Source organism: Enterococcus sp. S22(2020), from assembly GCF_020295385.1.
GTDB classification, from domain to species: domain Bacteria; phylum Bacillota; class Bacilli; order Lactobacillales; family Enterococcaceae; genus Enterococcus_L; species Enterococcus_L dunnyi.
The window spans coordinates 124,614-135,644 of the sequence record NZ_JACFUD010000004.1 but is presented as its reverse complement, the minus strand read 5'-3'; the positions used below and the strand labels follow the sequence as shown (position 1 = coordinate 135,644).

Here is an 11,031-nt window from a genome sequence, read left to right as displayed (position 1 = left end):
AATTATTCTCGTCTATCTTAAGATTCCTTCTCATTCCTGCTTTGGATAATCCATGTACTTATATACCTTTTTTATTTTATCTTGCTTTATTTTAGTGATTTTTTCCTCTGAGAAACACTTGATCGCTCCTTGCTTTTCCAGCTCTTCGATCATTGCAGTCAGCTGATAAAATTCAGTCAACATTTGCTCTTCGTTCGATTCATCCACTCTAGAAGGATGGTGGTCTTTAAAACCAAAACGAATTGCTTTTGATAACGCTTGTTGAACTTCGGCACATTCTTCCATTGCAACTAAAGCTAAGTACTCATTTTTTTTCATCTGCTCACCTCTTTCTTAAGTCTTGTTTCGAAAATGGTCTTGATACATCTGAACAGCTTCTTCTTTGAACACACCACTCACCACTTGTGGACGATTTGGGTTCTTTAAAAAAAGTTCTTCACTACCGATCATGATATTAAAACCTGCTATCGTCGCCAACTCATCATGAGATAAACGATATACCATCCGACCTAAACGACTCCAAACGTAACTTTTCCTACCCAATCAAAGTATAACATGTCTAACAAAAAAAGTGTGAAACAAAACGAAAAATCCGCTTTGTTTCACACTTTAAAATCAATAAACACTGGAAGCAGAGGCAAGCACTACATTAACTAACACTTACAGTTTCACTTGTTCAAGGAACAAAGTGAAGCTAGTAAAATTCTAAGTACCAAAGTGTCAAAAATTGAAGGTTTCTGTCCCAACCTCTTCAAACTGATTACTGCAATTTATGGGATGCAGAGAATCATTCCCTAAGCAAACTTAGCAGCAAATTCACTGAATTGTTTACCCACACTTGCCAAGAAATCTTTTGTTCCTTCATTATTAGGTTCAAGATTTTCATCAAATAATTTATCTGATTGACCGATGTACACTTCTGGTTGCTGCATTGTCGGCATATCTAAGAAGACCAATGATTGACGTAAAACGTGGTTAGCTAACACTCCAGAAATTCCTGAAATCGATTGTGATGCTACTAACGCTGGTTTACCACCCCAAACGCTTTGACCCCAAGGTCTTGAAGCAACATCCAGCGCATTTTTCAATGCTGCTGTAATACTTCTATTGTGTTCTGGCGTTACAAAGATAAATGCATCTTGAGCCGCTACAGCATTTCTAAATGTTGTATATGCTTCTGGAGAATTTTCATCATAATCTTGGTTGTATAATGGTAAATCTTTGATGTTCAAAAATGTTACTTCTGCATCTGCGGGAAGTCCTTTCACAATCGCTTTAGCCACTGCTTCTGAGTATGAATTCTTTCTAGTTGATCCTACAATTACACCATATTTTGTCATAAGTCTATTCCTCCAAGCACTTACTAAAAGTAAGTTTATTTTATATACTGAGTATACCCCCAGTTTCAAAAAAATTCAAGCATAAAAATTTAAATAACGAAATTATTTTTAACTTTTAGATCAAGTATACTCATTAGCAGTTTAAATAGCGTATGATCATCTATATAAATAACGATAGTTATCTTTCGATTTATATTTTTATCCATTTACTTAAGAAAAAAAAGACAACAAACATCCATTTTTGAATGTCTGTTGTCTATTCTATTACCTACCATTTAATCAGCTAAGGAATAAAGAGCCGCACTTTCAGCATGGATCTTTGTAGTATCGAATAGCTTGACCTTGGTATCTTCTTGCTTGATCAGCAAGCCTATCTCTGTGCAGCCTAAAATAACTCCTTGGGCCCCTTGCTCTGCTAACTGATCGATGATCGCCACATAACGTTCTTTAGATTCTTTTCTGATTTTTCCTAAGCATAATTCTTCATAAATAACTTGATTAACAAATTCAACATCATCCTTAGTAGGAACCATGACTTCTATCCCATGTTCGATCAATTTTTCCTTATAGAAATCCTGTGTCATCGTATATTTAGTTCCCAATAAAGCAATCTTGCTGATTTTATCCTTTTCGATCACTTTTCTTGTTTCCTCTGCAATATGTAAAAGCGGGATCGAAATGACTTGTTCGATCATTGGGGCAACTTTATGCATTGTATTCGTACAAATGACGATACAATCTGCTCCGGCATTTTCCAGCCTTTTAGCTTCACGAGCCAAAAGATTTCCACTTGTCTGCCAATCTCCTATTGCCTGAAGATGCTCGATCTCCGCAAAATCTACACTAGATATCAGACACTTTGCTGAATGCAGTCCACCTAATTTTTTTGAGATGATTTGATTGATTGCTTCATAATAGCTGACCGTACTCTCCCAGCTCATTCCACCTAATAAACCAATGATTTTCATTCTCTATTCTCCATTCTTTTTAGAATCAATCGATCCTTCCATTCATTGGATGATCTTCATTAAATTGAACTAAGTCCCATAAATTGCCATATAAATCCTTGAATACTGCCACAGTTCCATAATCTGCTTGCTTAGGTTCTCGAACAAATTCGATCCCTTTTTCAAGCATCTTTTGATAATCTCTTAAAAAATCATCCGTACCTAAAAATAGAAAAACTCTACCACCTGACTGATTTCCGATAAACTCCTTTTGAATCGGCTTTGAGGCTTTTGCTAATAAAATAGTCGTCCCTCTTGAGCCTTTTGGTGACACAACGACCCATCTTTTGTCTTGTTCGGACTGATAGGTATCTTCGATTAAAATAAAATCTAGCTGCTTTGTATAAAAATCGATCGCTGCATCATAATCCTCGACAACTAATGCAATATGTACAATCGCTTGTTTCATTTTTCTACTCCAATCTACTCTTTTGAGTCCAGCTGTTTAATAATCACCTAGCAAAAAAATCAAAAACAGACATCCAGCAAGCATTAGCGCAACTAATAAAAAATTCACTAATTGTTGTTTTGTTCCACCGACATAATCTGGTGATTCATGTTTATAGGTTGGGTTAACACTTTTGATATTGTAATCTAAGGTACTTCTAGAAAAAATATCCGATGGCAGCATGAACCAGAGCATGACTGCATATACACCACCTATGATATATAATGCGGGAACCTTTATAAAAAAACTAATAATAAAACCAATCAACACCGGTATCGCTATCAACAAAAAAGAAAACAATACTCTTTTCCTATTCATAAAAAAACCCCTTTTCATTTATGACATTCTTTCTCAACATTTTAAATCCTTTTAATAATCTATTATATCATTAAATTTTTCTCCACGTAATATTCGTTTTCTCTAATTTATAGCTATTACCGTAACAAACTGATTTTTGTATTTTACTTCTAACTTACCCTAGTTAAAAAAAACAAAATAAATTATAATTATGATATATAAAAAAAAGGATGGTTATTAAAAAATGAAAAAGTTTGTTTGTCTTCTTTTAACATGCTTCATCTTTCTTGCTGGAAGTCCTAAAGTAGAAGCCACGACAGTGGAATCAAGTGAATCTTCCAGTGAACTAAGCTTTACTGCTGAGCAGTCAACTGCAATAGAAAGTACGACGCAAGAATCAGATAAAACTGCTACTACAGAAAAAGAGGGTATCCAGTTGCATTTTTCAATGCTTTTTGGGGAAAGCTGGACGACCTCAATTGATGAACAACAGCCGCTTTTAGGAATAAAAGCAAGCCTTTCCGATCAACATTTGCAAACGATACCAAACGGAATCACTTATGCACTCGAAACGACTGATGGAAAACAACTGAAAGCAACTAATGGAGAGACACTGCATTTCAAAGAGCACACACTTAAAAATATCTCCTTCACTCTTTCCAATGAACTAGCAGAGAATTATACGATCAAGTATCGTGTTTATTCTGATGAAGAACAATGGTCAGAATGGAAAAACGACGGTCAACTGGCTGAAAAAAGCGACCAAGCAACACATATAAAAACGATCGATGCTCTTTTAGAAAAAAAACAAGAGAACCAAACTCAGACGTCCACTTCAGAAACAGAAGAAACACCGGTCGAACCAGAAAGAGTTCCTTCCGTCTTCTATGAAAGCCATATCAAAGATCTCGGCTGGCAAGCACCTGTAAAAGATGGCGCCATTTCTGGTACAACAGGAAAAAAACTACGACTAGAAGGGATAAAAATCACTCTTGAACCCTCAGAACTTTCTGGTGGAATTTCTTATAGAACACATGTAAAAGACATCGGCTGGCAAAATTATGTGACAGATGGAGTTATGGCGGGAACAACAGGAAAAAAACTGCAAATAGAAGCTATCCAAATGAAGTTAACTGGTGAGTATGCTGAAAAATTCGATGTGTACTATCAAGCTCATTCAGCTCAATTCGGTTGGCTGGACTGGGCAAAAAATGATCAAATCGCTGGAACTACAGGCTTTTCATTTGATATGCAGGCCATTCGAATCAAACTTGTTCCTAAAGATGGAACAGCTCCTGGGGCCACAGATCATCCAGTTATGGTTGCACCCAAGCTCAGTTATCAAACACATGTCCAAAAAATTGGTTGGCAAAACTATGTAAAAAATGGCACTACTTCAGGTACAACAGGTCAGAATTTGTCAATCGAAGCATTGAGAGTCAAACTTGAGCAACCTGCGTTAAGCGGCGGAGTTTCTTATAGAGCGCACGTGAAAGACATCGGCTGGCAAAGCTATGTGAATAATGGACTGACTGCAGGGACAACGGGAAAAAAATTACAAGTGGAAGCCGTTCAATTGAAACTGACTGGTGAGTATGCTGAAAAATTTGATATCTATTATCAAGTTCATGCAGCAAATTTTGGATGGCTGGATTGGGCAAAAAATGATCAAATTGCTGGCACTACAGGCTTTTCATTTGGTATCCAAGCCATTCGAATCAAACTTGTCGTCAAAGGTCAGGCAGCGCCTGGAGCAGTGAAGAAACCTGCAATCAAAACGCCTAAATTAATGACCCAAGCTCATGTAGGAGGCATTGGCTGGCAGCCTGCTGATACCAGCGGAAAAATCGTTGGTACAACAGGGAAAAAACGCCAATTGGAAGCTCTTAAGTTTAGTATCCCCAACTCCGATTTAAGCGGATCGATCCAATATAACAGTCATATTAAAAATATTGGCTGGCAAGGATTCGTTGCTAATGGTGCTCTTTCTGGAACTACAGGTAGAAACCTTCAGATCGAGGCTGTTCAACTTCGTCTAACTGGTGACTTAAAAAAATATTATGATATTTATTACCGAGCCCATGTGCAATCATTTGGTTGGCTAGGCTGGACGAAAAATGGTGAAAAAGCCGGCACTTCTGCTTACGGTTATCGCATGGAAGCACTTGAAGTGAAACTTATCCAAAAGGGAAAATACACTCCTCCACTTTCAAAAAGCTACCAGCAAAATGATTATGCAGATAAACTAAAAAAAGTACAGCATTTATTGAATACAAAATACAACAGCAGCAGCTTAGGTATTTATGTTATGCCGGCTAATGGAACAGGTTCTGCTTCCATCAATCCCAACACTGAGTTTGTTGCAGCAAGCACAGGAAAACTCCCAGGCATTTACTATACACAGAAAAAATTGAATTCTGGTGCAATGAAATTATCACAGCCGCTACTTTACACCCCACAAGTGAATTCATTCAGCGGTGCTTATTCTCCTGCCGGAGCCGGTATCATGCCTAAATATGCTGACTACCAATTCTATACTGTTCAAACAGTACTTAGAAATACAATAAAATATTCCGATAATGTTGGTGCTAATTTCTTAGGTTATTATTCAGCGAATCAATATGATAAACCTTTCCTGAACGAAATAAACGCCCTTACCGGTAGAAACTGGACTAGCTGGACATTAAGGGCTAGCGCTAAACAAAACGCGCAACTGATCCAAGCCATTTACAAACTCGGCGGGGTTGCCAACCAATATTTACAAGATACTGTCTATGATGATCAAAGAATCCCTAAATATTTACCTGTGAAAGTCGGACATAAAATTGGTGATGTAGACGACTATCGCCACGATGTTGCGATCGTCTATGCAAAGAAACCGTATATTCTTAGTGTAATGACAAAAAACTATGTCTCTTATGAAACGATCTCGATTCTCTCAAAAGACATTTATGACATCATGAAATAACTCTCAGCGATGTAAAATCAGCAACTATAAGAAGAAACTAAGACAAAAGTATTTAGACCTGAGAATCAAGTGAAGTACGCATGTGCAACATTGTTTATCTGAGATGAGTCTCTGATGAAAAAGCATCAACTCATTCCTCGTCGTATCTTATGGCACTGTCAATTTGTTTCCGAAAGAGCTATTTTCTTCTCGCTGTATATTCAGGATCAGAGCCCAACACAAAACTAATTTGTAGTTTTGTGTTGGGCTCTTCTTTTTTTATTCTACAAAACAAATGCAGCAGTTGCCTACCCTGTTACTTTTCGCTCAACGATTTGATAATATACTTTAGACGTTTGCCAGTACATCAGCAAATAAAGAAAGAAAAAGCTAAATACTGTGAGAAAGCAAACCAGCATGAAAAACTTCCAGTCAGTCAATCCAAATAGAACCAATAATTTTCGCATCAGCGGGAAAGCAAAAGCTAAGTGCAGCGCCGCTAAACCAATCGGGAAAAAGAAAACCATCAAGATCTGACTACGAATCGTCTGCTGCACCTCTTGATGACTCATCCCCACACGCTGCATGATATCATAACGACCTTGATCCTCTGTTCCTTCTGACACTTGCTTATAGTAGATGATGACTCCTGCTGCCAATGTAAAGGTTAGACCAAAAATGATTCCCATAAAAAGAAAGCCGCCAATGAACGAAAGAGAATCTTCTCTGTCTAAGTCGATTGAAGAAAAATCAAGCTCTGTTGATTGCTGATTTAATAATTCCCGTGCAGCAGTTCCGAATGCTAAACGATTTTCTTTACTTCCTTCAAGATTTGCATAAAGAGAATAGCTTACACCTTTTGCACTTTTTTCAGGTAACGTACTGATCAATGCTGCAATCTGTTCTTTGTCTTTGAAAATCATAAAAAACGTATCGACCAACCCATAATCACTTTGCTGTAAAAAATCGATCTTATCGATCTGTTTCTTGATCTTATATGTGTGATCTGCAATAGAGATCGATGCTTTTTTATAGGTTCCTGTCAACATATAGACAGCAATTTCATCATCTGATAAAGCTATTTGTTCCCCCGTTAATCGATTATATTCTTCCTCAGTGATGAAGGTGAACATGGCCGAATCAACGAATGCTGTCTCTCCCATTTCCCCTACAAACCCTTCATATTTACCTGTTGCTTTTTTAGACAATAGTACACTATTATCTACCTGCAATAATTTATTGTCATGCAATTTAACATCCTGTTCCTCTGCTAGATGGACAAGTTCATTATTGATACTTTCCATCTGTTCTTTAGTGAACTGTTGACCACTTGCCCCTATCGTCATATCAAATGGATTACGATTTTGCAGTACATTTTCCATGCCAAAATATAAGCTTGCTGTCGTCGCTATCGTCACCAGCACCATCGTACAAAGAATACAAATACTTGCTAGACCAGCCGCATTTTGTTTCATTCGGTAAATCATACTTGAGACGGAAATGAAATGATTCGGTCGATAATAGTAGCGTTTGTTTTTTTTCAAGCTTTTCAAAATTGCAATACTACTTGCCTTAAATAATGCATAAGTTCCAATAATGACAAGAACCACTGCAATAAAAAAGAGATAGATCGCGCTGATCGGAGATTGGATCGTTACAGATATATAATAACCACTTCCTACACATAGGAGTCCGATGATAGCCGTTAACACTTTCGTTTTAGGTTCTTTTTCTCCAGATTTTGAGCCTTGAAGCAGTTCAATTGGATTAGCTAAACGCAGCTGTATGACATTCCACGAGAAAAGCAGAATATAAATGATAAAAAACAACCCAATGACATAGAGGATACTTTGGAACGAAAAATCATAGATAAACTGTTCTCCGAGTTGGGTCATTTTTTTTAATGCCAAAAAACAGAATTTAGCAAATATAGACCCAATGATCGTCCCACAGACAATAGTAATAAAATAAGATAAAACCGTTTCGCAAAATAGCATATGTCGTAACTCTTTTTTGCCCATCCCTAAAATATTATACAGTCCGAGTTCTTTTTTCCGTTGCTTCAGCAAGAAACTATTCGTGTATAGAGAAAAAATGATCGTAAAAATCAAAATCACATACTGCCCAAAGCCAAAAAGCTGTTTCGCTGATTCAGCTGATGGTAAAGTATTCATCCCTTTGTTTTTTACTAAAACCTGTAAAATCACATTAATTACAACTAAAAAAACCATTGACAGTAAAAAAGGGAGATAGATTTTTCGATTTTTTTTCAAATTGGTCATCGCTAGATCAACATAGAACATCCTCAGACCTCCTTCGTTAATAATGCCGTCATCGTTTCCGAGATCATCGTTAAAAATTGATCATTCGTTTGATGCCCACGGTGCAGCTGGTTGAACACTTGACCATCTTTAATAAACAAAATTCGATTGGCATGACTTGCTGCGACAGAACTATGAGTAACCATCAAAATGGTTTGCCCATCATCATTCAGCTGCTGAAACATCGCTAATAATTGAGCGGAAGTTTTCGAATCTAGTGCGCCGGTCGGTTCATCCGCTAAAATAATATCTGGACTGGTAATGATCGCTCTAGCCGCAGCAACTCGCTGTTTTTGCCCGCCTGACAGTTCATAAGGATATTTATCCAGTAAACCAACCAGACCTAGCTTAGCTGCTAAAGGCGCTATCCGCTTTTCCATCTCGACAACCGAGACCTTTGCCAAAACTAAAGGTAAAAAGATATTGTCCCGTGCTGTAAAAGTATCCAGCAAATTGAAATCTTGAAAGACAAAACCTAGGTGATCTCTACGAAAGGCTGCTGAATCCTTCTCTTTAATAGCTGAAAGACTACTTCCATTCAATAATATTTCTCCAGAGGTCGGTTTGTCTAAGGTGGCTAAGAGATTCAAAAGCGTACTTTTCCCAGAGCCAGATTCGCCCATGATCGCTACGTATTCTCCTTTCTCAACAGAAAAGTTGATCTGCTTCAACGCTTCCACCTGATTACCGCCAAACCTTGTCTGGTAGGTCTTTTTTATATTTTTGACATCCAATAACTTCATTCGCCATTTCCTCCTGTTCATTACTTATATCTATCATAATGCAGGGCAAAAAAAGATACTACTTACAGATAAAAAACCAAACTTACGATATGGTAAGTTTGGTTTTATTATTCAACTTGAAACTGCTCCTGTGGAAAACGGATAAAAACTTTCGTTCCATTACCGATCTCAGATTCGATCGTTAAGACTAATCCAATTTTTTGAGCGATCTGTTCACTCATATAAAGTCCTAGCCCTGTCGCTTTTTGATGTTCCCGTCCATTAAATCCTGTATATCCTTGTTCAAAAACACGGGGTAGATCTTCTGCTAAGATGCCAATACCAGTGTCTTCAATCACTAAAGACTCGCCTTCAAAATAAATTCTGATTTCTCCCTGATTTGGAGTATACTTGATCGCGTTGAACAAAATTTGCTCAAGGATAAAGGTAAACCACTTTTCATCACTGATTACTTTTTTTAGGTTTGAAGCTATCGTGATCGTTAAGTTTTTTTGAATAAAAAAGCTGGCATATTTCTTTACAGTCAAATGAATCAAGTGATCTAGATCAAGTGTTTTTATAACCAAATCATTATTTACATGATTTATTCTTAAATACTGCAACATCATATTCAAATATTCTTCGATTTTAAACAGTTCAGCCTTCATTGTTGAAGAAGGTTCAGGTTGAGCCTGAACAAGAAGATCTAATGCGGCAAGCGGTGTTTTGATTTGATGGCTCCACATACTATAATAATCGATCAATTGGTTGTTTAATTCTTCACTAGTTACTTCCACTTTTTCCTTTTGCGCAACAGCGGTCAAAAAAAGGTCCCGATAATCGGCTTCAAGTAAGGACCGACTGCCTTTAGGCAATAAAGAAAGTTGACTGGAATGGAAGTTTGGATTTTTTTTCATACGTAATAATTCTCTATGCACACGACGATAACGAAAAAAACGGCCGATGGAAACAAGAACTAAACAAACAAAGGTAAACGCCGCTCCGTCAAAAAATGGTTCTAAAGGAATTTCCCAAAGATAAAACGTGCATAAAAAAATCAGACATAAGAGTAGATACCCGCCATAAAGTAAAATACGCTCTTTTAGAAAAGATCGAAACAACTGAAGCTCGTCGAAAAATTTACTCATCGGTATCCTCCAATAAATAGCCTTTGTTTTTTACCGTTTGGATCGCTTTATCCAATCCAATAGCTGATAATTTCTTTCTTAAGCGAGTCATATTGACAGCTAATGTATTGCTATCGACAAACTCATCGCCCTCCCAGAGCTTTTCCATGATGTCTTCACGAGGAACGATCTTACCGACATGCTGAAATAACAGTAATAATATTTTACTTTCGTTTGGTGTGAGCAAAACGGACTCATCACGCCGTTTGACAACATTCTCCTGTGGATTTAGTTCATATTCTGTATAGTGATACTCCTGTTGATGTTGCCCAAACTGATAGCTACGACGGAGTAAAGCCTGGATTTTCGCCACTAAAACAGAAAGGTCAAATGGCTTAGGAATAAAATCATCTCCACCAAGATTCATTGCCATGACCATATTCATATTATCATTAGCAGATGAAAGAAAAATAATTGGGACCTCTGAATCTTTACGAATTTCCTGACACCAATAAAAACCATTATAAAACGGCAATGAAATATCAAGCAAAACAAGATCTGCTTCAAACGCTTGAATCTCTTGATCGACATGCTGAAAATCCACTACACTGCAACAACTAAAGCCCCATTGAGTCAAATGTTCTTCCAGCACTTTTGTGATCACTGGATCATCTTCAACAATGAATATTTTCTGGTTCATACCTATCCTCCGTAATCCTTCTATTCATTTCTATTCCCTATTTTAGCATTATTTCCTATTAATAAAAAATCAGTCTCAGGTCGGGGGCTTTTCATTGCTCTTTCTGTCATACTTAAGATATC

The 11,031-nt window shown here is 37.2% G+C and carries 11 protein-coding genes; 1 reads left to right on the top strand and 10 read right to left on the bottom strand.

All coding sequences use genetic code 11. The features are described 5' to 3' along the window. Positions 1-30 precede the first annotated feature (30 nt). The 6 genes from H3T55_RS09215 to H3T55_RS09190 all read right to left on the bottom strand — a co-directional run bounded on the left by H3T55_RS09215 (position 31) and on the right by H3T55_RS09190 (position 3,113). The gene (locus H3T55_RS09215; protein WP_087641180.1) at positions 31-318 is read right to left on the bottom strand and encodes a hypothetical protein; all 288 of its coding nucleotides are present in this window, start codon (positions 316-318) and stop codon (positions 31-33) included. Positions 319-333: 15 nt separating this feature from the next. Beyond that, a complete protein-coding gene (locus H3T55_RS09210) occupies positions 334-543 on the bottom strand; it encodes a hypothetical protein (protein ID WP_225550154.1) in 210 nt (69 codons plus the stop codon). 251 nt (positions 544-794) lie between these two features. After that, on the bottom strand, positions 795-1,340 hold the full coding sequence (locus H3T55_RS09205; protein WP_087641179.1) for an NADPH-dependent FMN reductase: 546 nt from the start codon (positions 1,338-1,340) through the stop codon (positions 795-797). Positions 1,341-1,615: 275 nt separating this feature from the next. Continuing rightward, positions 1,616-2,308 carry an aspartate/glutamate racemase family protein gene (locus H3T55_RS09200; protein ID WP_225534245.1) on the bottom strand — a complete coding sequence of 231 codons (693 nt, stop codon included), beginning with the start codon at positions 2,306-2,308 and terminating at the stop codon, positions 1,616-1,618. A 25-nt stretch (positions 2,309-2,333) separates the two neighbouring features. Continuing rightward, positions 2,334-2,756, bottom strand: a complete 423-nt coding sequence (locus H3T55_RS09195) for a VOC family protein (RefSeq protein WP_225534244.1) — start codon at positions 2,754-2,756, stop codon at positions 2,334-2,336. Positions 2,757-2,792: 36 nt separating this feature from the next. Further along, a complete protein-coding gene (locus H3T55_RS09190; protein WP_225534243.1) occupies positions 2,793-3,113 on the bottom strand; it encodes a hypothetical protein in 321 nt (106 codons plus the stop codon). A gap of 223 nt (positions 3,114-3,336) precedes the next feature. Between H3T55_RS09190 and H3T55_RS09185 the strand changes: the two genes are divergently transcribed. Next, entirely contained in the window at positions 3,337-6,060 is a 2,724-nt protein-coding gene (locus tag H3T55_RS09185; RefSeq protein WP_225534242.1) for a serine hydrolase, read from the top strand. Positions 6,061-6,347: 287 nt separating this feature from the next. On the opposite strand, the gene H3T55_RS09180 is transcribed toward H3T55_RS09185, so the two are convergent. The 4 genes from H3T55_RS09180 to H3T55_RS09165 all read right to left on the bottom strand — a co-directional run bounded on the left by H3T55_RS09180 (position 6,348) and on the right by H3T55_RS09165 (position 10,909). Further along, entirely contained in the window at positions 6,348-8,342 is a 1,995-nt protein-coding gene (locus H3T55_RS09180; protein WP_225534241.1) for an ABC transporter permease, read from the bottom strand. A 2-nt stretch (positions 8,343-8,344) separates the two neighbouring features. Next, on the bottom strand, positions 8,345-9,103 hold the full coding sequence (locus H3T55_RS09175; RefSeq protein WP_225534240.1) for an ABC transporter ATP-binding protein: 759 nt from the start codon (positions 9,101-9,103) through the stop codon (positions 8,345-8,347). A 107-nt stretch (positions 9,104-9,210) separates the two neighbouring features. Then, positions 9,211-10,230, bottom strand: coding sequence for a sensor histidine kinase (locus tag H3T55_RS09170; RefSeq protein WP_225534239.1), 1,020 nt, complete (start codon positions 10,228-10,230; stop codon positions 9,211-9,213). Then, the gene (locus H3T55_RS09165) at positions 10,223-10,909 is read right to left on the bottom strand and encodes a response regulator transcription factor (protein WP_225534238.1); all 687 of its coding nucleotides are present in this window, start codon (positions 10,907-10,909) and stop codon (positions 10,223-10,225) included. Before H3T55_RS09165 ends, H3T55_RS09170 begins: the two co-directional genes overlap by 8 nt. Positions 10,910-11,031: the final 122 nt, after the last annotated feature.

Bases quoted from the DNA above. Each gene is read 5' to 3' on its own strand.
- H3T55_RS09205 (WP_087641179.1), bottom strand. From the start codon at position 1,340: ATGACAAAATATGGTGTAATTGTAGGATCAACTAGAAAGAATTCATAC.
- H3T55_RS09175 (WP_225534240.1), bottom strand. From the start codon at position 9,103: ATGAAGTTATTGGATGTCAAAAATATAAAAAAGACCTACCAGACAAGG.
- H3T55_RS09200 (WP_225534245.1), bottom strand. From the start codon at position 2,308: ATGAAAATCATTGGTTTATTAGGTGGAATGAGCTGGGAGAGTACGGTC.
- H3T55_RS09190 (WP_225534243.1), bottom strand. From the start codon at position 3,113: ATGAATAGGAAAAGAGTATTGTTTTCTTTTTTGTTGATAGCGATACCG.
- H3T55_RS09165 (WP_225534238.1), bottom strand. From the start codon at position 10,909: ATGAACCAGAAAATATTCATTGTTGAAGATGATCCAGTGATCACAAAA.
- H3T55_RS09170 (WP_225534239.1), bottom strand. From the start codon at position 10,230: ATGAGTAAATTTTTCGACGAGCTTCAGTTGTTTCGATCTTTTCTAAAA.
- H3T55_RS09180 (WP_225534241.1), bottom strand. From the start codon at position 8,342: ATGTTCTATGTTGATCTAGCGATGACCAATTTGAAAAAAAATCGAAAA.
- H3T55_RS09195 (WP_225534244.1), bottom strand. From the start codon at position 2,756: ATGAAACAAGCGATTGTACATATTGCATTAGTTGTCGAGGATTATGAT.
- H3T55_RS09215 (WP_087641180.1), bottom strand. From the start codon at position 318: ATGAAAAAAAATGAGTACTTAGCTTTAGTTGCAATGGAAGAATGTGCC.
- H3T55_RS09185 (WP_225534242.1), top strand. From the start codon at position 3,337: ATGAAAAAGTTTGTTTGTCTTCTTTTAACATGCTTCATCTTTCTTGCT.